19 protein-coding genes are annotated in these 23,481 nt (G+C 50.9%); 5 read left to right on the top strand and 14 right to left on the bottom strand.

Going from position 1 to position 23,481, the window contains the following annotated elements; translation table 11 throughout:
• Positions 1-14: 14 nt before the first annotated feature.
• Positions 15-326, bottom strand: a complete 312-nt coding sequence (locus AC3WQT_RS04400) for a 2Fe-2S iron-sulfur cluster-binding protein (protein WP_492702622.1) — start codon at positions 324-326, stop codon at positions 15-17.
• 105 nt (positions 327-431) lie between these two features.
• Between AC3WQT_RS04400 and AC3WQT_RS04395 the strand changes: the two genes are divergently transcribed.
• The gene (locus AC3WQT_RS04395; RefSeq protein ID WP_492702621.1) at positions 432-770 is read left to right on the top strand and encodes a hypothetical protein; all 339 of its coding nucleotides are present in this window, start codon (positions 432-434) and stop codon (positions 768-770) included.
• A gap of 107 nt (positions 771-877) precedes the next feature.
• Here AC3WQT_RS04395 and AC3WQT_RS04390 read toward each other — a convergent pair whose 3' ends face one another.
• From AC3WQT_RS04390 to AC3WQT_RS04375, 4 genes are all read right to left on the bottom strand, one after another.
• A complete protein-coding gene (locus tag AC3WQT_RS04390) occupies positions 878-1,174 on the bottom strand; it encodes an SCP2 sterol-binding domain-containing protein (RefSeq protein ID WP_492702620.1) in 297 nt (98 codons plus the stop codon).
• Positions 1,175-1,261: 87 nt separating this feature from the next.
• A complete protein-coding gene (locus tag AC3WQT_RS04385) occupies positions 1,262-1,915 on the bottom strand; it encodes a class I SAM-dependent methyltransferase (protein ID WP_492702619.1) in 654 nt (217 codons plus the stop codon).
• On the bottom strand, positions 1,908-2,711 hold the full coding sequence (locus tag AC3WQT_RS04380; protein WP_492702618.1) for an HAD-IIB family hydrolase: 804 nt from the start codon (positions 2,709-2,711) through the stop codon (positions 1,908-1,910). Before AC3WQT_RS04380 ends, AC3WQT_RS04385 begins: the two co-directional genes overlap by 8 nt.
• Positions 2,708-3,649 (bottom strand): CysB family HTH-type transcriptional regulator, encoded by a 942-nt coding sequence (locus AC3WQT_RS04375; RefSeq protein WP_492702617.1) that lies wholly within the window; start codon positions 3,647-3,649, stop codon positions 2,708-2,710. Before AC3WQT_RS04375 ends, AC3WQT_RS04380 begins: the two co-directional genes overlap by 4 nt.
• A gap of 171 nt (positions 3,650-3,820) precedes the next feature.
• On the opposite strand from AC3WQT_RS04375, the gene AC3WQT_RS04370 reads away from it, so the two are divergent.
• The gene (locus AC3WQT_RS04370) at positions 3,821-6,037 is read left to right on the top strand and encodes a patatin-like phospholipase family protein (RefSeq protein ID WP_492702616.1); all 2,217 of its coding nucleotides are present in this window, start codon (positions 3,821-3,823) and stop codon (positions 6,035-6,037) included.
• A gap of 58 nt (positions 6,038-6,095) precedes the next feature.
• On the opposite strand, the gene AC3WQT_RS04365 is transcribed toward AC3WQT_RS04370, so the two are convergent.
• Both AC3WQT_RS04365 and AC3WQT_RS04360 read right to left on the bottom strand, forming a co-directional pair.
• A complete protein-coding gene (locus tag AC3WQT_RS04365; RefSeq protein ID WP_492702615.1) occupies positions 6,096-7,262 on the bottom strand; it encodes an ABC transporter substrate-binding protein in 1,167 nt (388 codons plus the stop codon).
• Between the two features lie 77 nt (positions 7,263-7,339).
• Complete coding sequence (locus AC3WQT_RS04360; protein ID WP_492702614.1) at positions 7,340-8,326, bottom strand: fumarylacetoacetate hydrolase family protein; 987 nt, start codon at positions 8,324-8,326, stop codon at positions 7,340-7,342.
• A 186-nt stretch (positions 8,327-8,512) separates the two neighbouring features.
• Here AC3WQT_RS04360 and AC3WQT_RS04355 point away from each other — a divergent pair, with 186 nt between their 5' ends.
• The gene (locus AC3WQT_RS04355; protein WP_492702613.1) at positions 8,513-10,249 is read left to right on the top strand and encodes a methyl-accepting chemotaxis protein; all 1,737 of its coding nucleotides are present in this window, start codon (positions 8,513-8,515) and stop codon (positions 10,247-10,249) included.
• A gap of 80 nt (positions 10,250-10,329) precedes the next feature.
• On the opposite strand, the gene AC3WQT_RS04350 is transcribed toward AC3WQT_RS04355, so the two are convergent.
• Positions 10,330-11,454, bottom strand: coding sequence for an SPM autocatalytic domain-containing protein (locus tag AC3WQT_RS04350; protein ID WP_492702612.1), 1,125 nt, complete (start codon positions 11,452-11,454; stop codon positions 10,330-10,332).
• A 374-nt stretch (positions 11,455-11,828) separates the two neighbouring features.
• Between AC3WQT_RS04350 and AC3WQT_RS04345 the strand changes: the two genes are divergently transcribed.
• Both AC3WQT_RS04345 and AC3WQT_RS04340 read left to right on the top strand, forming a co-directional pair.
• Positions 11,829-13,694 carry a DUF885 domain-containing protein gene (locus AC3WQT_RS04345; protein WP_492702611.1) on the top strand — a complete coding sequence of 622 codons (1,866 nt, stop codon included), beginning with the start codon at positions 11,829-11,831 and terminating at the stop codon, positions 13,692-13,694.
• Between the two features lie 207 nt (positions 13,695-13,901).
• Complete coding sequence (locus tag AC3WQT_RS04340) at positions 13,902-14,786, top strand: HDOD domain-containing protein (protein WP_492702610.1); 885 nt, start codon at positions 13,902-13,904, stop codon at positions 14,784-14,786.
• Between the two features lie 71 nt (positions 14,787-14,857).
• Here the strand turns inward: AC3WQT_RS04340 and AC3WQT_RS04335 are convergent, their stop codons facing one another.
• From AC3WQT_RS04335 to prpB, 6 genes are all read right to left on the bottom strand, one after another.
• A complete protein-coding gene (locus AC3WQT_RS04335; protein ID WP_492702609.1) occupies positions 14,858-16,747 on the bottom strand; it encodes a propionate--CoA ligase in 1,890 nt (629 codons plus the stop codon).
• Positions 16,748-16,893: 146 nt separating this feature from the next.
• Positions 16,894-18,078, bottom strand: a complete 1,185-nt coding sequence (gene prpF / locus AC3WQT_RS04330; protein ID WP_492702608.1) for a 2-methylaconitate cis-trans isomerase PrpF — start codon at positions 18,076-18,078, stop codon at positions 16,894-16,896.
• An 89-nt stretch (positions 18,079-18,167) separates the two neighbouring features.
• On the bottom strand, positions 18,168-20,762 hold the full coding sequence (gene acnD / locus AC3WQT_RS04325; RefSeq protein ID WP_492702607.1) for a Fe/S-dependent 2-methylisocitrate dehydratase AcnD: 2,595 nt from the start codon (positions 20,760-20,762) through the stop codon (positions 18,168-18,170).
• Positions 20,763-20,826: 64 nt separating this feature from the next.
• A complete protein-coding gene (locus tag AC3WQT_RS04320) occupies positions 20,827-21,300 on the bottom strand; it encodes a GNAT family N-acetyltransferase (RefSeq protein ID WP_492702606.1) in 474 nt (157 codons plus the stop codon).
• Between the two features lie 14 nt (positions 21,301-21,314).
• A complete protein-coding gene (prpC, locus tag AC3WQT_RS04315; protein WP_492702605.1) occupies positions 21,315-22,463 on the bottom strand; it encodes a bifunctional 2-methylcitrate synthase/citrate synthase in 1,149 nt (382 codons plus the stop codon).
• Positions 22,464-22,548: 85 nt separating this feature from the next.
• The gene (prpB, locus tag AC3WQT_RS04310; protein WP_492702604.1) at positions 22,549-23,439 is read right to left on the bottom strand and encodes a methylisocitrate lyase; all 891 of its coding nucleotides are present in this window, start codon (positions 23,437-23,439) and stop codon (positions 22,549-22,551) included.
• Positions 23,440-23,481: the final 42 nt, after the last annotated feature.

Genomic DNA, 23,481 nt, shown 5'->3' with positions numbered 1-23,481 from the left:
GGTGCTGACAGCCTCTACACTTTGACTGCCGCTGGCACATCCAGCACCACGTCCGAGCAGGCCTGGGCGACACAGGGCAGTATCCAGCCCTCCTGCTTTTCTTCCCGGCTCAGGCCGGGCCAGTCTATCTGGTAGCTAATTTCTCCTGATAGCATCTGGCACATGCAAGTGCGGCAGGTACCGTTACGGCATGAATTGGGGATGCGTATACCTTCCAGCAAGGCAGCCTCCAGCAAACTGAGTTCGTCCACAGTTTCGCAGGCCCAGCCCTCGGGTTGCACAGTCAAGGTCCATATCTTATTGGCTAATGTATTCTGCGAATTCATTTTTTCTCGCTATCGTCCTTGTCTTCATGCCTGAATTTTACTAGATTGAAAGTCTGCCCTCCTGTTGACTGTCAGCAGCGGCAGAAGTCATTCCAGGAGCTAAACATGATGACAGCCAGTGCACATCTACTTTCCCAACAGCAAGATGGTTATTCAGAAAGGCGTAATGCCCGCGCACCAGATTTTATCCTGATGCAGCTTGATCCCCGCGACGTCATAGAAGGAGTAATGTTAGAAGAAGGTTTTCAATCCGAGGATGCGCCCTCGGCAGGTAATATGCGTGAGCATTGCCCCCATTGCAGCGGCGTACAGCTGCAACTGATACTGCGCTATAAATTCGTCAAGCGTTCACACCTGTTTTGTAGCAGTTGCACACGCTGCTATGATGCCCTGTACCCAGACGGCACTTCGGCATTGGCTTTGAGTGCGATGTCACTGGTTTAAGGAAATACCTTGAGGAAAGCAATATAGCAAATCCAAAATGAAAACGGCATTTCCTCGCCATCGCTAAAGGAAATGCCGCTTTATTAAGCTTGTCTGTCAGGCCAGACTTACACCACAGTCTGCAAGCGCATGGCAACACTCATGTCGCCAGAAACTTTCAGTTTACCCATCATGAAGCCATTCATGGGATTCAATTGGCCTGTCAGCAAAGCTGCCAGATTTTCCAGGGAAATGGTGATCGTGCAGCCAGCTTCATTATTTTCATTGCTGACTGTATTTGGCGTCGCCAGCGCATCAACAAATACCACGCCTTCATCACCGCAATCAAATTTCAGGGTGGCATTCAAACCACTATCATCACCAACTTTAGCGCGTATCGCTTCTGTGCAAGCTTGCAGATCCATGAATTACTCCAGAAAAAATTTAAACGACTTGCAATGTATCACGGCAGGCTTTCGAGGGACAATACTAGAACTCATTTCATCAAAGGCCTACTTCAATACGCAAGTCAGCATCCAGTAGTAAGTATTCCTGAAAATACGGATATCGCGCACGACAGGGCCAAATTTCTTGCGTAATGCACTATCGGTAGGGAAGTTTTTCAGTATCTCTACCCTGCTGCCATCTTCCTGTTTGCGCAACTGAAAGGTGTTGCCTTCGAGGTCAGTGCGGGCGATGACCGTACTGCTGCCTTCGACATAATTATTGTCGATCAGAACCAGCGTAGTGCCTTTACCTGTCACCTTACTGAGATGACCCAGCAGACTGGTCTGATCATCACGCATGACATGCGACCAGAAAAACCCGGCAAAGCAAGCCGTGTACTGACCTGCCGTTGCTGCTGGCAAGTCATGCAAGTCGGCCAGAGCAAATTGCACTTTACCTTCAGGATAAGTCTTTGCCTGCGCTACATCCAGCATGGGCTGGCAATAGTCAGTTGCCACAACGCTCGCTGCCACAGGCGCAAAACGCTCAGTCCAGTAAGCTGTGCCGCAGGCAACTTCCAGCACACGCTGGTCTTTTAATACGTCCAGTACTTTGCCCTGGATTTCACGCAAATCTTGCTGGCGCTCAGGTTTTTGGTAAACCTTTTCCAGGGTCTGTGCACGTTGCGCATAGTATTCGCGCATTTTATTTTCACTCATTTTTATCTTTCAACAGAAAATCAACCAGCTCTACAAATCCCTCGCCGTATTTGGACTGGCAGACATAGGCCGGGTGGGCTTCAAATCTGTCCAGATATTTGTAGATATTTGCCACCCCAACTGAAAGCGGGTAATGGGCAAACATGCTGGCATCATTGGCAGAATCACCAATAAATACATAAGTCGTCTTTGCGACTTCATCGCAGATGCCAAATACTTCGTGCAACACCCGCTGGCTCATGCTTTGCTTGCTGAAAGGTGCAACTGAGGCATGGGCATGGATGCTGCTGGTGGTCGCATGCAAACCATGTTCACGTATCAGGGCCACGACTTCATTCAATTGCGTTAGCGGTATCGCAGGAATATTTTCCGCTATATCAAACGCCAGGTCACCTATGCGTTGTGCGGCATCAGCAGCGGGTAATACATTCGGAAAATGCCTGCGCATGATGTCTGCAAAGTCCAGCAGACGCTGCCTGTGTTGCGCACGGGTTTGGGCGTCAGCATAGTACATGGCCTGCTGCCTGCCCTCTCCATCTATCCAGAAAGCACTCGCGCCGTTCTCAGCAATGATGGCATCAAAATCACATAGCCTTAACAAAGGCAAAGTCCAGTAAGTTGGCCGCCCAGTCACAGCTATACGCCGCAGGCCTGCGATTTTCGAACGGTCAAGTGCAGCCAGCGCGGCCACTGTCAGCTTGCCATGGCTACTGAAAGTATCATCAATATCCGTCAATATGCCACGCACCTGTCTGCGTTGTTCAGCAGGCCAGCTACTCAATGCCTGCATGCTCATAAATCGTAGGTATCCTTATTCCCCTGCATGACATTGTCTATCATTTTACGGTTCAGGGTAGGATTCAGTAACTCTATAAAGGTATAAATATAGCTGCGCAGATAAGCGCCCTGCTTGATCGCTACCCGTGAAACATTCATGCCAAATAATTGGCCCACAGGTATGGCGCGTAAATTCTTGTCACGCTCAGCATCAAAGGCCATGCCGGCAATAATACCTACCCCCATGCCCAGCTCTACATAAGTCTTGATGACGTCTGCATCGATGGCTTCAAGCAAGATATCCGGCTTCAGATTACGGATCTGGAAGGCATGGTCTATTTTGCTGCGTCCGGCAAAGGCAGCATCATAGGTAATCAATGAATAATTGGCAATTTCTTCGAGACTGACGTTCTTCAATTTCAATAAGGGATGTTCAATCGGCACGACAACGACATGCTCCCATTGGTAACATGGCAAGGAAATCAAACCATCAAATCCGGCGATGGCCTCAGTCGCAATCGCAATATCAGCCTGGTCACGCATGACCATTTCGGCAATTTGCTTTGGATTGCCTTGCAACAAGGACAATCTGACCTTGGGGTATTTTTGCATGAAGGCCTGCACCACCTTGGGCAAGGCATAGCGTGCCTGAGTATGGGTAGTGGCAATGGTAAAGCTGCCGCTGTCTTGCGCCGCGAATTCCTTACCTATGCGCTTAAGCCCGTCAATTTCTTGCATAATCAGCTCAACCGACTTCAACACCGCCCTGCCCGGTTCAGTAAGGCCACGTATGCGTTTACCATGACGGGTGAAAATATCGACGCCCAACTCCTCTTCAAGTTCAATAATTGCCTTGGAAACACCGGGTTGCGATGTAAATAAGGCCTTGGCAGCCTCAGTCAGATTAAAATTCTGTCTTACAGCTTCGCGTACAAAGCGCAATTGATGTAGGTTCATGGGTAGTTTTTTTGTAAAGGCGAGGATAATCTCTTATGCAATTAGACCTAGGTTAGCATCGTTTGATATGCATGCGCTAGTATATAGACCCTGAGCCAAGAATTCCATGTTTCCACCAATTACAACATGCACAAATCATTATTACTGGTAGTTTTCAGTCTTTTCACTTGTTTGATAACATCATCTCTTGCATCTGCAGAAAGTATTACCGTCCAGGGGCCGCAGCTCAAGAAACCCAAAATTTGCCTGGCATTGTCTGGTGGCGGTGCACGTGGCTTTGCCCATGTGGGCGTACTCAAGGTACTGGAAGAATTGCATATCCCTATAGATTGCATCGCTGGCACCAGTATGGGCGCAGTGGTTGGTGGTTTGTATGCAGCCGGTTTTTCTGCCAGTGAAATTGAAACCCGTCTTGATGCTTTGAAGCTCAACGATATCGCTTTAGACAGAGTAGAAAGACGTTATCTGCCGCAAAGCGTCAGGGAGGAAGATGAACAATACCCTCTCGGTGCCACACTGGGCCTGAGCGCGAATGGCGTGCGCCTGCCCGCGGGCGTAGTGCAAGCCAGCCAGTTTCTGGAAATCTTGCAAAACTGGACTGCCCATCTACAGCCTGACATTGATTTTGATCGTTTGCCCATCCCTTTCCGCACGCTGGCAACAGATATGGAAACTGGCAAGATGGTGATCTTTACCAAAGGCCCCTTGCATAAGGCCATACGGGCCAGCATGGCAGCCCCCGGCGTATTCGCCCCTATAGAAATAGATGGCAAGTTATTGTCCGACGGTGGCCTGGTCAGGAACCTGCCCGTCGATATCGCCAGGCAAATGGGTGCAGACGTCGTGATCGCCGTCAACATAGGTACGCCACTGATGCCGCGCGACCAGTTGCTCACCCTGTTCAATGTCAGCCAGCAAATGGTCAACATTCTGACCGAGCAAAATGTAGAGGCACAAAAAGCCCTGCTCGGCCCCAATGATATCTTGATAGAACCAGGTCTTGGCAACATCACATTCATGGATTTTGCCAGATCAAAAGAAGCCGTCAAGGTAGGTGAAAAAGCGACTCATGAACTGGATGCCAAGCTGCTGACCTTAAGTCTGCCACCAGAAATGTATGCAGTCAGACATGAGATACGTTTGAACCCACAATTACCGCCAATCAAAATCCAGTTTGTCGATATCACCACCAATGGTGCAGTACCCGAGAGTGATATACGCCGCCAATTGAACATACGGACAGGCACAGAATACAAGGCGGAAGACATCAATCGCAAACTGACCATACTGAATAATGCCCGCGAGTTTGACAGCGTCAACCATGAACTGATCGAGCGCGATGGTGAATACGGCATACGGGTGAATGCCTATGGCCGCAACTGGGGTCCGCACTTCCTGCGCTTTGGCCTGGCCTTGTCCAGCGGCTTTGAAGGTGCTGGCGGCTTCAAGCTGCAGGTTGGCCACCGTCGGCCATGGCTTACTGATGGCGGCCTCGAATGGCGTAATGATCTTGAATTTGGTAACAGCATTAAATATCACACCGAATTACGCCAGCCTGTGTTTGAACGTGAAGGCATGTACCTGGCACCGTTTGCAGAAATAGGCCAGAACACCAGGAACTTATATAGCGGCAATACCCGTATTGCAGAATACAACTTCCGCAGTGACAAACTGGGCCTGGACCTCGGTTTTCGCATAGGGGAACAAAGCATACTCGGTGAAGCCAAACTGGGTTTGAATTTCAACCATTACCGCGTGCGCCCTAAAATCGGTGGCTATCTGCTGTTAAACGAAGATGGCAGCGTGAAAGTTGAATCCCTGCCCAGCGCTGATTTACAACAATTTGGCCTGAAGTCGGCTGTCGTCATAGACCAGCTCAGTGATGCCAGCTTCCCCCGCTATGGTTACAAGGTGGATGCCAGCGCTTTTCTGGGCACCAGTGACACCCGTAAAAATTTCCAGGAAGTGGCCATCAATACTACCTGGGCCAATAGCATCAATAACCATAGTATCAACCTTAAATTGAACGCGGCTGGCCTGTTCCAGAAAGGCACGGATGTACGCGGGATAGGTTCTACCCTGGGTGGCTTCCAGCAATTATCAGCCTACCAGCCAGATCAGTTCACCGGCGACTTCATGGTCTATGGCAGCGTTACATATCTGCTGCGTGCAGTAAAGTTTGATCTGGCAGGACAAAGCCTGTTCCTTGGTACTTCGCTGGAAGCGGGTAATGTCTGGAACAGGGGTGAAGATATTTCGTTCAAATCACTGCGCAAGAGTGCCAGCCTGTTTGCAGGTTTTAATAGTTTTATCGGCCCTATTTACCTGGGCTTTGCAGTAGGGCAAAGTGGGGCAAAAAATGTCTTTTTCCAGTTGGGGAGGCAATAAAAAAACGCGCTCAATTTTCTATCAATTGAGCGCGCTTCCAAGTATTCACAACTGGATTTTAACCGCCATAGGCATACACAAATTTTCCGCCCTGTATCTTGCCCATGACACGTGAACGCTGGTCCAGGCCTACATGGTCGCTTGCACTCATATTGATGACACCCTGAGGCACGACCAGGTCTTTGGTGTTTTCCAAAGCAGTGCGCAAAGCCTGTCTGAAAGCCTTGCTACCTGGCTGTGCGGTTTTCAAGGCAACCGGAATTGCATTCGCCAGCAACATGTACGCGCCCCAGGCATCACCGGCAAATTGCGTCGTTGTGCCAGCACCATAGACTGCTTCATACTTGCGCACAAACTCTGTGGAGATTTTTTTTACTGCATGCTTTTCAGGCAGTTGCAGTGCCACTACTGCTGGACCAGTAGGGAATAAAGTCCCCTCAACATCCTTGCCACCCAGCTTCAAAAATTCCTGGCTGGCGATGCCATGGGTCTGGTAAATCTGCGACTTGTAACCACGCTCTATCAGGGTCTTTTGCGGCAAGACCGCTGGCGTACCAGAACCGGCAATCAGCACTGCATCTGGCTTTGCTGCCATCATTTTCAAGACCTGGCCCGTGACGCTGGTATCGGTGCGGGCAAAACGCTCATTGGCGACGATCTTGATATGCCGCAGTTCAGCCAGTTTGGAAAACTCACGCCACCAGCCTTCCCCATAAGCATCGGCAAAACCGATGAAGGCCACCGTCTTGACACCATTATCAGCCATATGCTGAGTCAGGATCGTCGTCATATGGGTATCATTTTGTGGCATCTTGAAAGCCCAGGCACGTTTGACATCCATGGGTTCAACAATGCTGGCCGATGCTGCCAGGGTGATCATGGGTGTTTCGTTTTCTGCCACGGTTTCCAGCATTGCCAATGCACTGGGTGTGGTATTCGGGCCGACGATGATATCGACCTTTTCTTCGGTGATGAGCTTGCGCGCATTCTTGACTGCATTGCCGGGGTCGCTGGCGTCATCCAGCATGATGTACTCAATTTTTTTGCCACCAATTTCTTTAGGCCAGAGCATGATGGCATTTTTGGAAGAAGCACCGATAGCCGCTGCCGGCCCAGTAGTGGACAGATTGATGCCCACCCTGATTTGTGCCTGCGCTATCACACTACCCAGACTCAGGGCCGCGATGACAGCGCCACGCAGGGAATAAGAAAAGATCAAAGACATGCGATGACTCCAAAAAATTATGGGCGGGATGCGCAATTTGCAAACCGCCACAAACCGTCACAAACCAACTCAAGCAATTAAAGATGTGACTCAACTACGCTTTGATCAATCGCTCCAAAAATGGATTTGCCGTTTTTATCCAGCATCTCTATCTTGATGCTGTCACCGAATTTCATGTACGGCGTCACAGGCTCTCCCACGGCAATCATTTCCAGCGCGCGTTTTTCTGCGATGCAGCTATAACCCTTGCTGGCATCCTTGTTCGACACCGTACCAGAACCGATGATGGTGCCTGCCCTGGCATTTCTGGTCTTGCACAAATGCGTGATCAGTTGTGGGAAAGAAAACACCATATCCACGCCGGCATTTGGCTGGCCGACCAGCATGCTATTCATGCTGGAGCGCAGAGCCAGATTGACTTTGCCGTCTTTCCATGCTTCACCCAGCTCGTCTGGCGTCACTGCAACTGGTGAAAAGCTGGATGCCGGTTTGGACTGGAAGAAACCAAAACCTTTTGCCAGCTCAGCCGGTATCAGGTTACGCAGGGACACGTCGTTCACCAGCATCAGCAAGCGTATGTGCTCACCCGCATGCTGTACCTTGACGCCCATGGGCACATCACCTGTAACAACTGCAATTTCACTTTCAAAATCTATACCCCATTCTTCTGAAGTCATGACGATGTCATCGCAAGGGCCGATAAAATCATCACTGCCGCCCTGATACATCAGGGGGTCATGCCAGAAGCTTTCTGGCATCTCGGCATTTCTGGCTTTGCGCACGAGTTCTACGTGATTAACGTAGGATGAACCATCAGCCCACTGATAAGCACGCGGCAAGGGTGCCATGCAGTTTTTTGGCTCAAACTCAAAACTATAGGCTGCCCGGCCAGAATTCAGGCGGTTATATAATTCTTCAAGCTGGGGCTGAATAAAATTCCAGTCATCCAGGGCACGCTGCAAAGTCGGAGCGATGCCATCCGCAATGGCTGCCGTCTTTAAATCACGGGCAACCACCAGCAATTGCCCATCCCTGGAACCATCTTTCAATGTTGCAAGCTTCATAATTCCTCAATTTGATCATGTTTTCTCCGATTTTACCTGAAGGGTCTGTCTAATTTGTCAGGAAACTGACAACCGCGACGACTAACAAGCAATTTACTTAGCAGAACGGCGCAATTTTAGGTATGCTAAAACCTAAATTCGCTGTTGCTGCCCCCCTAAAAACTGATCTGTACAGGAATCATCACCATGAACTTCAGTAACTTTAAAATCAGGGTACGTCTCAGCTTTGGTTTCGGCCTGACCTTGCTCACCATGTTGCTCATGGTAGTCATCAGCGTGGTAAGGTTGAATGAAATCGCTGACCGGAATAGAGAAATTCTCGAAGATGATGCGGTGGGAGTGACCAGTGCCCTGGAAATGTCAGCCCTGATACAGGAAAATGGCAGTCGCACGCTGGAGTTATTTATTACACCAGATCAGAAAGCCCGGACAAGTCAGTATGCTGCCATTGATGCAAACAAGAAAAAAATAAACGCCCTGCTTGACATCTCAAGAAAACTGGCCCTGGCACCGAAAGAAAAAGAAGCGGTTGAAAAACTGGTCGCTTCCAATGCAGCTTTTGTGGCTGCTTTCAGCAAGACCGGTGACCTGATCGAGCTGGATCAAAAAGATGAAGCCATCGCCATGATGGGGAAATCCACCTTCCCTGCATTGAAACAATCCCTGATCGACATAGATAAACTGAGTGCGATACAAAAAGAAGACATGAGTGCCAATGGTGAAGCAATCAAAGGCATCATCATGTTTTCTCGCAACCTGATGATCATACTGGGCATTATTGCCTTCCTCATCAGTGCGGCCTTTGCTGCATGGATTTCACGCTCGATTACCAACCCGCTGGATGAAGCCGTCAAAGTCGCCACCAAGGTGGCCAATGGCGATCTGACCGGCCGCATAGAAGTACGCTCACGTGATGAAACCGGGCAATTGCTGAGCGCCCTCGCAGATATGAATAACAGTCTGGTCATGACCATCACCCAGGTGCATAGCAGTACCGAAATGATCTCCACGGCTTCTGGCGAGATCGCCTCCGGCAATGCCGATTTGTCCAACAGGACAGAATCACAGGCTAGCTCGCTGGAAGAAACCGCTTCGTCGATGGAAGAACTCACTTCCACCGTCAAACAAAACGCCGACAATGCACGCCAGGCCAATCAGCTTGCAATCTCTGCTACCGAGGTTGCTACCAAGGGCGGGCAAATCGTTGGCCAGGTCGTCAATACGATGGGGTCTATCAAGGATAGTTCGGGCAAGATTGTTGACATCATCGGTGTTATTGATGGCATTGCCTTCCAGACCAATATCCTGGCATTAAATGCAGCAGTAGAAGCCGCCCGTGCCGGTGAACAGGGCCGAGGTTTTGCCGTGGTGGCCGCCGAGGTCAGGAACCTGGCACAGCGTAGCGCCAGCGCCGCCAAGGAAATCAAGACCCTGATCGACGACTCGGTAGAAAAAGTTAATCTGGGTAATAAACTGGTTGATGAAGCTGGCCTGACCATGGATGAGATTGTCACTTCCATCAAACATGTGGCCGACATCATGAGTGAAATCACTGCTGCCAGCCAGGAACAAAGCGCCGGGATAGAACAAGTCAATCTCGCCATTACCCAAATGGATGAAATGACGCAGCAAAACTCTGCCCTGGTTGAACAGGCTGCAGCTGCCGCCGAGAGTATGCAGGAGCAGGCTGGCGCACTGGCACAGGCGGTGAGTGTATTCAAGCTCGATGCCGTGGCAAAAAAATCACCTGCTCCCACCGTCAGCAAGGCAAGCAAGGTGAGTGGAAAATCACCGCATAAAACCGCAGTAGCTCCTTTAAAAATCAGCAAGGCGCCAACAAAAGAAGCAGAAAAACCTGCCAAAAAAACGTCCAGCATGGAAAAGCCAACTGCAGCTACCAATGATGATTGGGAAGAGTTTTAAACGGTATTTAATCGCCTACGCAAAAACAGCTCCGGAGTTGAACCCGCGGAGCTGTTTTTACTTGTCCTGTCAGAGCATATTTACACCGACAGATCCACTTGCTGCAAGCTATGTGCCTTGCCATCTTCGCTCAACCAGATACCAGAAGATCGAATCTGTCCATTAGACTGATTTTGTGCATTTTTTAAATCGAAGTCAGTGCTGGCATTACCGAGATATAGTGCACCGACATTGGCCTGCTTCAGGGTCTGCAATTGATCATGACCGGCACCATCCTTGGTCCACACTTTCAATTTCTGGTAGATTGCATCGCTTTCATCTATCCAGTGATTGCCATCACTGTCATAAGCGGCCAGTTCAGAAAAGCCATTCCCGGTACCGGGGCCAAATAGTTCACTGCCATTATTGATCTTGCCATCATTGTTTTTATCCAGTGCCAAAAAGCCAGCGCCCTGAACGAAAGAGATATTTTCTTTCTTGCCATCGCCATTCAGATCAAAGGCAAATTTTTGCGAGGTCAATTGCGCAGAATTGCCAGAGAAATTAATAACCAGGGGATCAACTTTTTTAGCGTCACCAAGGCGGATATTGGTATTGCTTTCTTCGTGATAGCTACGGCTTAATTCAAACGACAGATCAAAACTGATTTCCTTATTATCTGCAGTGACGATTTTTCCTGTGGCATGAAAAGAAGTCTGCTCCGTCTCTGTGTAGGATTGATGTCTGTCTATCTCTACGCCCCAACCTTTCTGTGCTGGCTGCGGATTTTGTGCTGTGCCTTCTGCCGGTGGCTGGGCAGGCTGAGCGGCTGCTTGTGTTGCCGGTGCGGTGGTATCTGGCTGCACATCAGCGCTACTCAGGGAATTGATTTTCTTGCCGGTCATGAGCTCTATGATGTATCTGATCAGGCGTATACGCGGGTCATTTTCGGCTTCATCTGTGGCTTGTTGAACTGCATCGGTTGGTGCAGCAGAGCTCGTCGGAATTGCTGGCGGCGCAGGTGGCGCAAACTGTGCAGCCTTGCCGGCATCAGAGATTTGTACATTGCTGGATGCATTCCTCAAATTCGCCGGGCCATTAGCGTTCCTGCCTTCAAAATCGGGGCGCTCCTTACCTATCCATGCTCGTAACTTCTCCTGCGTTTCCAGAGTCGTGGTGGCAGCGTGTTGTGAAGAAAGGGAAATATCCGAGGAAGCAATTTTCATGATGCGCTCCAGCCTTGAGCTGTCAATGAGAAAAACCTGGAACGCATATCGAGGGCGTGACCATTTTTTATGCAATAGTCTGTCCCTCGCATACAAAAAAGGACGCGACCACGCATGGCTTGCCAGCCCGATATCAGTTCCATCCGCACGCACTTCGGAATTGGTGAATCATCAAATGGAATATGCGTGATCTAAACAGATAACGGTCAAAGTTCAAAAAGCTTTATGAAAAAATGCCAGATAAACCGTTTTTTATTTAAAGAAGATTCCGCTCATGGGAACTGCCATACGCACACTAAGGTCATAGCAAACTTGTGCCCGCACAGTGGTATGCTTGCAAACTATTTTATTTCAATATTCTTTAGGAAACTCTTATGCTTAAGTTGCGCTTATTATCAAGTGTTCTTATTTCTGCAGGTTTGATCAGTTGCACCAGCGTCATGGCCGCAAATGACAATGCCAGGACGACAAATAAGCATGCTGCAGCTGCGCAATCCGGGCAGCAAGAAATTACGCAAAATACGCAATTAAGCCGGCACCTGAGCCAGCAACTAAATAAGCTGGCTGACGAATATTATGAAAAACAAACCGCTTTTGACCCCATAGGCGCCACTTATAACGGTGACACCCGTTATGACGACAAACTGCCCTTGACGCTGTCTGCATCGGTCAGGGCAAAACAACTCGCCATGTGGAAGGATATTGCCAGCAAACTGGCGCGCATCAAACACGAGCAATTATCAGCGGCCGATGCTGTCACCTACGACTGCCTGGACTATGAACTCAAGTCCAACCTGGAAATGGCCAAATTTGATGGTCACCTGTTACCAGTCAATCAAATGGACAATCTGCCTGTCACCCTGGCCCATTTTGCGTCTGGACAAAGCGCACAACCCTTGAAGACCGTCAAGCAATACGAAGTCTTCTTACGCCGCCTGGCGCAATTACCGGTATGGATGAACCAGGCCACAGACAATATGCGGGAAGGTATGAAGCGCGGCATCGTCTTGCCAAAGGCACTGGTCAATTCTACCCTGCCCCAGTTTGCGCAACTGGTGACCGATAAGGTGGAGGATCATGCCTACTTTGCGCCAGTCAAGAATTTTCCAGACAATTTCAGTGAGGCAGATAAGCAACGCCTGAGCAAGGCATACAAACAGGCGCTGACAACTAAAGTCTTGCCTGCATTGCGCCAGTTTAATCAATTCCTGTCGCAAGATTATCTGGCTGCCAGTCGCAGCAGCAGTGGTTTTGGTGCCTTGCCGGGTGGCGACACATGGTATCGAGCACTGGTACGCGACCAGACCACGACCAATCTCGAACCGGAAACCATACATGCCATAGGTTTGAAAGAAGTGGCACGCATACAAAATGAATTTGTCGCCCTGGGTCCAAAACTGGGCTACACCGGTGATCCGGTGGGCTTGCCTGCCTGGATAGATACGCAAAACCAGTATCGTCCCTACAAGACTGAGGCAGAAGTATTGGATGGTTACCGGCAGATAGAAAAAATGGTCAAGGCCAAATTGCCAGAACTGTTTAACAAGATGCCAAAAGCGGCGCTCGACATTCGCGCCGAACCGGAAATCAGCAAGCAGACAGCATCTGACCATTACACCCAGCCTGCCTTTGATGGCTCGCGTCCGGGCGTATTCTGGGCTGTCATTAATAATCCTGCAGACTACAGTACCACTGGCATGAAAACCCTGTACCTGCATGAAGGGCAGCCGGGTCATCATTTCCATTTAGCAACATCACAGGAACTCGACATCCCAAAATTCCGCAAGTTCGGTGGTAATAATGCCTATACCGAAGGCTGGGCCCTGTATGCAGAAACCCTGGGCAAAGAAATGGGTTTGTTTGAAAACGACCCCAGCGCCTACCTTGGCCATCTGACGGATGAACTCTTGCGTGCCACCCGGCTCGTGGTGGACACCGGTTTGCATTCCAAGGGCTGGACGCGTGAACAGGCCATCCAATACCAGCAATCCACGCTGGGTTATAGCGAAGCCGCCTCACGTCAGGCAACCGAGCGCTATATGGCCTGGCCGGGTCAGGCTCTGGGCTACAAGATAGGTTCACTGAAAATCGTCGAACTCAGGCAAAAAGCCAGCGCAGCTTTGGGCAAGCGCTTTGATTTGCGCCAATTCCATGACGTGATACTCAGCGATGGCACCCTGCCGCTGGCCTTATTGGAAGCCAAAGTGAACAAGTGGATAGACAGTCAAAAGACAAATTGAGCGAGTTTGGATTTATTTTCCATCGCTTGATTGACCTGCATCACTATCTGAAGCAGAATGAAATCTCATGACTTCATTCTGCAAACATTATCAATGAATGTGACGCCACGCTGAATTTGTTAATCAACAAACAAGTGCAGTGTTGACCGATAGGGTGCGGTTTGCGCCCACCATATGTTTGTTTAACTTGTGCAAAAGACACCTGCGATGAATAAAATCGATGCGCTTAACAGCATAGCTGAACAAGCCAAACGGGGGGAGTTGGTTTTCCCTACGAATGTGGCGGCTTCCCTGAAGCTGCAACAAACGCTGGATGATCCTGATTGCAGTATAGATACTGCAACAAAGTTAGTCCTGAATGAGCCCTTCCTGGCCGCCCGCATGGTGGCCATTGCCAATTCTGCTGCTTACAACCGTGGCAATGATGTCACCAATGTCAAGGCTGCCATCAGCCGGCTGGGCTTTCGCACCCTGCGTGCCGTGGTTGCTTCGCTGGTCGTGCGCCAACTGGCTGGCAGCAGCAAAAACAAGCAACTTCAAGTCATGACGAATAAGCTCTGGGAACACACTGCCCAGGTTGCGGCCCTGTCACAAGTCATCGCCAGGCGCATCACCAAGCTAGACCCTGATACCGCCATGTTTGCCGGTATCGTCCATGAGGTGGGCAATTTTTACCTCTTGTCACGGGTGGATGAGTTTCCCTCATTGCTGGAACGTGATGAGCCAGCACCAGATTCCAGCGTCGATGATTTACCATCCTTTTCTGACACGATCATAGACCGCGAATCGTCCGAAGCGCAGATAGGCGGTGCCGTCATCAAGAGCCTGATGCTGCCGCAAGCAGTGGTGGAAGCCGTTGAAGCTCTCTGGTTTGGTCTGCGCGCCATGCCCCCTGAAACCCTGGGCGACACGCTGCTGCTGGCTAATGAACTTGCTACCACGCATTCGCCTATGGATATCCATTCTTATGCCGAAGAGTCAGAACAGTATTCTTCAGAAATCGATTTTGTTGTAGGCGATGGCACGCTCAATAGTATTTTGGAAGAGTCAGAAGAGGAAGTGAAAACCCTGGCTGCGGCGCTGCAACTCTGAACATGTTCATGTAAACAACAAAAGGGAGCAAATACTCCCTTTATTTTTTTAGCTTACCAATTTCGAAACTTTCAAGCAGTCAGTGCCGCCTGGATTTGCTGCAAGGAAGACGGATCTTCGATCGTTGTCAAATCCCCAGCTTCTCGCCCCTCGCAAATCGCCTGTATGGAACGGCGCAGTAACTTGCCGGAACGGGTTTTCGGCAGCATGCTGACGAAATGCACGCGTGATGGTCTCGCGACAGCACCAAGCTGCTTGTCAACCACGCTCATGACCTCGGCCTCCAGTGCCCGCTTTTGTTCCGGCGTTTCTGCAAGTTCAGGTTTTTTGAGTATGGCAAACGCGACTGCCACCTGTCCCTTGAGCTTGTCTTCAACGCCTACGACAGCCACTTCAGAAATTTGCGGGTGGCTGGAGATACTTTCTTCTATCTCGCGTGTACCCAGCCTGTGTCCCGCAACATTGATGACATCGTCAGTACGACCCAGGATGAAGTAATAGCCGTCAGCATCCCTGATGCCCCAGTCAAAGGTGGAATACAACTGCTCGTGAGAGAAATTGGACCAGTAAGTATTGACGAAGCGCTGGTCATCGCCATACACGGTTTGCATGCAACCGGGCGGCAACGGACCTTTGATGGCAACCACACCTTTTTCATTGGCGGCACATTCTGCGCCCGTGTTTTCATTAATGATGCGCACGTTATAACCATACATGGCAATGCCAGGGCTGCCCAGACGGGTGGCAGTCTGCTCCACACCTCGTGCCACGGTCAAAATGGGCCAGCCAGTTTCAGTCTGCCAGTAATTGTCGATAATGGAGACACCCAGTTCATTGGCGATCCAGCTTGAGGTGGTTTCATCAAGCGGCTCGCCTGCCAGGTACAGGGCTTTGAGTGAAGACAAATCATATTTGCGCATCAGCTCAGATGGGTGCTTCTTGAGTACACGCACAGCAGTCGGTGCTGAGAACATGCGCGTGACCTTGTATTTCTCAACTATGCTCCACCAGATTCCCGCATCAGGGCGTATCGGCGTGCCTTCATACATGATGGTGGCCATACCAGCAATCAGCGGGCCATAAACAATATAAGAGTGGCCGACCACCCAGCCTATGTCTGATGTCGCAAAATAGGTTTCACCTGGATTGCCACAGAAAATATGCTTCATCGACGACGCCAGTGCCACTGCATAACCGCCAACATCACGCTGCACGCCCTTGGGTTTGCCCGTCGTGCCTGAAGTGTACAAGACATAGGATATGGTATTGGATTCCAGCCAGGTCACAGGCACCTGAGCATCCATATGCTGCGCTCTTGCAGCCGCATAATCAACATCACGCCCGGCCACCAGTTGCATGGCATCAAGGCCGCGGTCTACCAGCAAGACATGTGCAGGCTTGTGTTCAGCCAGGGTGATGGCTTCATCCAGCAAGGGTTTGTAAGGCACAGCCTTGCCACCACGCATACCCGCATCTGCTGATACCACCAGCACAGGCTTGGCATCATCAATACGTGTGCCCAGGCTCTTGGAAGCAAAGCCACCAAATACGACAGAATGCACAGCCCCTATGCGGGCGCAGGCCAGCATGGCAAAGGCTGCTTCGGCAATCATGGGCATATAAATCAAGACCCTGTCGCCCTGCTTCACACCCAGGCCTAGCATGATAGCTGCCATGCGTTGCACTTCTGCGTGCAGCTCGGCAAAGCTATAAGTTTTTTCAGTATTGGTTTCGGTAGAAATCGCGATTAGCGCAGGCTGGTCTGCCTGGGTAGCCAGCCAGCGATCGACTGCGTTATGACAGAGATTGGTTTCACCACCCACATACCATTTGGCAAATGGCGGCTTGCTATGGTCGAGTACCTTATCATAAGGCTTGTGCCAGTCTATCAACTGCGCTTCTTTGGCCCAGAACCCTTGCGGGTCTTGTATAGATTCCTGATAAAACGCTGCGTAGGTCATGCTGTCTCCTTCGATATCACAAAATGTTCTTAACATTCGCGTCGGCCCTGAGCATTAATTATTATTTTTGGACAGTGGCACTGGCACGTGGCGAGGCCTGCACTTTCACTTGCATAAAGCTACTTCGTTTCAAATCCAAAATTTTGTCAGTTTGAGGGTACGCGTACCCAACCTTCCATCAGCACGCGCGCACTGCGACTCATGATGGCCTTGGTAACACTCCATTCGCCATTGACTTGCGTAGCTTCTGCCCCTACCCGTAAAGTGCCGGATGGATGGCCAAAACGCACCGCAGTACGAGCGCCACCGCCAGCCGCCAGATTCACGAGTGTGCCTGGTATCGCAGCAGCAGTACCTATGGCCACGGCTGCAGTACCCATCATAGCGTGGTGCAGCTTGCCCATGGACAGGGCACGTACCAGCAAATCGATATCAGCCACCTGGACTTGCTTGCCACTGGACGACGTGTAGTCAACAGCCTTGGCAACAAAGGCCACCTTGGGCGTATGCTGGCGTTGTGCCGCTTCAGAGATATCCTTGATCAGCCCCATGCGCAATGCGCCATGTGCACGTATGGTTTCAAACATTGCCAGCGCCTTGGCATCACCGTTAATGGCATCCTGCAATTCCGTCCCGGTATAGCCTATGGCATCGGCATTGATGAAGATCGTGGGAATGCCGGCATTGATCATGGTCGCTTTGAGCGTACCCACACCTGGCACGTCGAGATCATCGACCAGGTTACCGGTCGGGAACATGGAGCCGCCAGCACCCTCTTCATCGGCTGCCGGGTCCATGAATTCCAGTTGTACTTCTGCTGCTGGAAAAGTCACTCCATCGAGTTCAAAATCGCCAGTCTCCTGCACTGCTCCTTCAGTCACAGGAACATGAGCAATGATGGTCTTGCTGATATTCGCCTGCCATATGCGGATGGTGGCGATACCGTTTTGAGGTACACGTTCAGCATCCACCAGACCAGCGCTGATGGCAAAGGCACCGACTGCGGCAGACAGGTTGCCGCAATTCCCGCTCCAGTCTACAAAGGCCTTGTCTATAGCGACCTGGCCAAACAGATAATCAACATCATGGTCAGGCTTGCTGCTTTTCGAGAGGATGACAGTCTTGCTTGTGCTGGAAGTTGCACCGCCCATGCCATCAATCTGTTTGCCATAAGGGTCGGGGCTGCCTATCACACGCAGCAGCAAAGCATCGCGTGCTGCACCTGGCTGTTGCGCAGCCTCAGGCAAATCCTGCAGGCGGAAAAACACGCCCTTGCTGGTGCCGCCGCGCATATAGGTCGCCGGGATTTTGATTTGTGGGAGGTGGGCCATATACTTCTCTTTAAAATTTCTCTTTTTAATTCAAATCAAATCCAGCACTTTTCTATCAAGAAAAGCACTGGAAATATATCGCATGAAACTTACGCAGCCTTGACAGATTCCAGGAAGTCTTGCGCAAAACGCTGCAAGACACCACCAGCTTCGTAAATAGATACTTCTTCTGCCGTATCGAGGCGGCACAGCACAGGCACCGCCACAGATTCACCATTCTTGCGGTTGATGATCAGGGTCAGGGTTGCGCGTGGCATGCGTTCGCCTATGACGTCAAAGGTTTCTGTGCCGTCTATGTTCAGCGTCAGGCGGTTCACGCCTGGCAAGAACTCCAGTGGCAAAACGCCCATGCCAACGAGATTGGTGCGGTGAATGCGCTCGAAACCTTCAGCAACAATCACTTCTACACCCGCCAGGCGCACACCCTTGGCTGCCCAGTCACGCGAAGAACCCTGGCCATAATCAGCACCGGCAATCACGATCAAAGGCTGTTTGCGTTCCATATAGGTTTCTATGGCTTCCCACATGCGGGTAACCGTGCCTTCTGGTTCTATGCGGGCCAGTGAACCTGCCTTGACCTTGCCATCAACGATGACCATTTCATTCTTCAAAGTCGGGTTGGCAAAGGTGGCGCGTTGCGCAGTCAGATGATCACCACGGTGAGTCGCATAAGAATTGAAATCTTCTTCTGGCAAACCCATTTTGGCCAGATATTCACCAGCAGCACTGTCGAGCATGATGGCATTCGATGGTGACAGATGGTCAGTCGTGATGTTGTCACCCAAGACTGCCAGCGCACGCATGCCCTTCATGCTGCGCGCGCCTGCCAGTGCGCCTTCCCAATACGGTGGGCGGCGGATATAGGTCGTCTGTGGACGCCAGTCATACAGTGGGCTGACTTTTTCACCATCATCTGCCTGCTTGGCAAACATGGGGATATACACTTTACGGAATTGCTCAGGCTTGACGCTGGCAGCAACCACGGCATCAATTTCTTCGTCAGTCGGCCAGATGTCTTTCAAAGTCACCGGCTTGCCTGCCGCATCCAGACCCAGTACATCTTTCTCAATATCAAAACGGATAGTGCCAGCAATCGCATAAGCAACTACCAGCGGTGGCGAAGCGAGGAAGGCCTGTTGTGCATACGGATGGATACGACCATCGAAATTACGGTTACCCGACAACACAGCCGTCGCATACAAATCACGGTCTATGATTTCTTTCTGGATGACAGGATCAAGCGCGCCCGACATGCCATTGCAGGATGTGCAGGCATAGGCCACCACGCCAAAGCCCAGTTGCTCCAGCTCAGGCATGAGATTGGCTTCTTCGAGGTACAGGGTCACTGCCTTGGAACCAGGTGCCAGTGAACTCTTGACCCAGGGTTTGCGAGTAAGTCCAAGTTTGTTGGCATTGCGTGCCAGCAAACCGGCAGCCACCATATTGCGCGGGTTATTGGTATTGGTGCAGCTGGTAATCGCAGCGATGATGACGGCACCATCAGGCATGAGGCCAGGCTCATTTTCTACCGTGCCGCTGATGCCACGCGCTGCCAGTTCTGAAGTAGGCACACGCTTGTGCGGGTTAGATGGGCCAGCGATATTGCGCACGACGGAAGACAGGTCAAACTTCAGTACGCGCTCATATTCAGCATTCTTCAGGGTATCTGCCCACAGGCCGGTTTCTTTGGCATAGGTTTCTACCAGCTTGACGAGTTCATCATCACGGCCTGTGAGTTTCAGGTATTTGATGGTTTGCTCATCAATGTAAAACATCGCCGCAGTGGAACCAAATTCAGGCGCCATGTTGGAAATGGTGGCGCGGTCACCCAGGGTCAGGTGGGATGCACCTTCGCCATAAAATTCCAGATAGGACGATACGACTTTTTGATTGCGCAAGAATTCTGTCAATGCCAGCACTGTATCTGTTGCGGTGATACCTTCCTGCGGTTTGCCTGTCAGCTCTACACCGATGATATCTGGCAAACGCATCCAGGATGCACGACCGAGCATGACACTTTCCGCTTCCAGACCACCGACGCCAATCGCAATGACGCCCAGCGCATCGACCATGGGTGTATGGCTGTCTGTGCCGACCAGGGTATCTGGATAGGCTACGCCATCCGTCACCTGCACGACTGGCGACATGCGTTCCAGATTGATCTGGTGCAGGATGCCATTGCCAGGCGGGATCACATCAACATTCTTGAATGCCTTCTTGGTCCAGTTAATGAAGTCAAACCTGTCTTCATTGCGCCTGTCTTCAATCGCACGGTTTTTGTCGAAAGCGTCGGGATCAAAACCACCGCATTCAACCGCCAGCGAATGATCGACCACCAGTTGGGTAGGTACAACGGGATTCACCAGCGCCGGGTCGCCACCTTGCAGGGCAATCGCATCGCGCAAGCCAGCCAGATCAACCAACGCAGTCTGGCCCAGAATGTCATGGCAAACTACGCGCGCCGGGAACCATGGAAAATCCAGGTCGCGCTTGCGTTCTATGAACTGGCGCAATGAATCAGTCAGCGTAGCCGGGTCGCAGCGGCGCACCAGGTTTTCTGCCAGTACGCGAGATGTATATGGCAGCTTGTCATACGCGCCTGGCACGATGGCATCTACTGCTTCACGTGTATCAAAGTAGTCCAGAGTAGTGCCAGGTAGTGGCTTGCGGAATTGAGTATTCATGGCTCGCTATTTTTTAAATATTAGTATTTGGTGTTCAGGGCAGTTCAAGGTGATTCAGAGCAGTTCAGAGTTGCAATTTGAAGCCTTCATGTGATGCTGTGAAGCCCATGCTTCCATAGAACCTATGCGCCTGTATGCGTTTCTTGTCGCTGGTCAGTTGCACCAGCTGGCAACCGCGCTCACGTGCCAGGGCTATGGCTTGCTCGATGAACCAGTGGCCTATGCCCTGCCCGCGCAGATAGCCATCGACCCGCACGCTTTCTATCATGGCGCGGGTAGAACCTTTCCTGCTCAGACCAGGGATGAAAGTGACCTGCTGCATGGCGATGATGCGACCATCCAGTTCCGCCACCATGAGAAACTGATTGTCATCGGCTGTTATACGCTCAAAAGCTTCGGCATAACATGCGTCCTCCGAGCCTACGCCTTCACGGTTCTTGCCAAGATCATCATCGGCAATGAGTTCCAGCAGGCGCGGCAGATCTTGCCTCGCAGCGCGTCTGGTGCTGAGTCTGGACAGATCTGCCTGCACTTTCATATTGCAACCTCTGCTTACTTACGTTTATTCAAAGGAACAAATTTCAGATCTTCGGGGCCAACATAGTTGGCACTAGGACGAATAATCTTGTTATCGATACGCTGTTCTATAATGTGTGCCGCCCAGCCTGAAGTACGGGCAATCACGAACAAAGGCGTGAACATGGCAGTCGGCACGCCCATCATGTGGTATGACACAGCAGAGAACCAGTCCAGGTTAGGGAACATTTTTTTGATATCCCACATCACGGTTTCCAGACGTTCAGCAATATCAAACATCTTCATTGCGCCAGCTTCTTTGGACAGGCTGCGCGCCACTTCCTTGATGACTTTGTTGCGTGGATCAGAGATGGTGTACACAGGATGACCGAAGCCGATCACGACTTCCTTGTTTTCTACACGCTTCTTGATATCGGCTTCTGCTTCATCAGGATTGTCGTAACGCTTCTGGATTTCAAATGCGACTTCATTTGCGCCGCCATGCTTAGGGCCGCGCAAGGCACCAATCGCGCCAGTGATGGCGGAATACATGTCTGAACCTGTGCCAGCGATAACGCGGCCAGTAAACGTGGACGCATTGAATTCATGTTCTGCATACAGGATCAGCGACGTATGCATGGCTTTTTCCCACGAAGCGCTTGGTTTTTCACCATGCAGCAGATGCAGGAAATGGCCGCCTATGGATTCATCATCGGTTTCAGTTTCTATGCGTTTGCCATTATGGCTATAGTGGTACCAGTACAGCAGCATGGAACCCAGCGAAGCCATCAGACGGTCAGCGATATCGCGTGCGCCAGGGTTATTGTGATCATCTTTTTCTGGCAATACGCAGCCCAGTGCAGAAACACCAGTTCGCATGACATCCATAGGGTGAGATGATGCAGGCAACCATTCCAGTGCTGCCTTGACATTCGCTGGCAGGCCGCGCAGGGCTTTCAGCTTGGCCTTGTAGCCGCGCAATTCTGCGACGGTAGGCAATTTGCCATGGACCAGCAAATGGGCAATTTCTTCAAACTCGCAGGCGTCAGCCACGTCCAGGATATCGTAGCCGCGATAATGCAGGTCATTACCGGTTTTGCCTACGGTACACAGGGCTGTATTACCAGCAGTAACGCCAGACAGGGCGACGGATTTCTTAGGTTTGAAAGGAACTGCTTCAGTCATGATTATTTCTCCAGAGGTTCATATTCAAGGCTGTTCCCATCCGCCAGCTTGATGTGGCACAAGGGTGGGACAGCTTATATCATTATTATTTGGCTTTTTGCTGTGCGAACAGTGCATCCAGCTTTTGTTCAAAGTCGTGGTAATTGATGCGCTCGTACAGTTCCATACGGGTTTGCATGGTATCGACAACATTCTTTTGCGTACCATCACGACGTATCGCGCCATAGACGTTTTCTGCCGCCTTGTTCATGGCACGGAAAGCTGACAAAGGATACAAGACCAGACCTACATCCACCGCTGCCAGCTCTTCGACGGAGAACAGGGGCGTCGCACCAAACTCGGTAATATTTGCCAGGATAGGTACTTTGACGGCATTGGCAAATTGCTTGTACATCGCCAGCTCAGTAATCGCTTCCGGGAAAATCATGTCAGCACCAGCTTCTACGCATGCCAAAGCGCGGTCTATTGCGGCTTCCAGACCTTCAACTGCCAGCGCATCAGTACGCGCCATGATGACGAAGTTGTCGTCAGTACGCGCATCTACGGCAGCTTTTACGCGGTCTACCATTTCCTGTTTGCTGACGATTTCCTTGCCAGGGCGGTGACCACAACGCTTGGCGCCCACCTGGTCTTCGATATGGATAGCCGCAGCACCGAACTTAATCATGGACTTGACGGTACGTGCCACATTGAAGGCAGATGAACCAAAGCCGGTATCTACATCGACCAGCAAAGGCAGATCGCAAACGTCAGTAATACGGCGTACATCGGTCAGGACATCATCAAGATTGGAAATACCCAGGTCAGGCAAGCCCAGGGAACCGGCAGCGACGCCGCCGCCAGAAAGGTAGATCGCCTTGAAACCGGCACGTTTAGCCAGTAAGGCATGGTTGGCATTGATTGCACCGACGACTTGCAGCGGGGATTCTTCCTGCATCGCCTTGCGGAAGGCGGCACCTGCGGAGTATGTACTCATGTGTATGCTTTCAGATTAATGAACAGATTCTGGGTTGCATAT

It is taken from the genome of Undibacterium sp. FW305-107, assembly GCF_058788535.1.
This window is presented reverse-complemented; position numbering and strand designations above follow the sequence as displayed.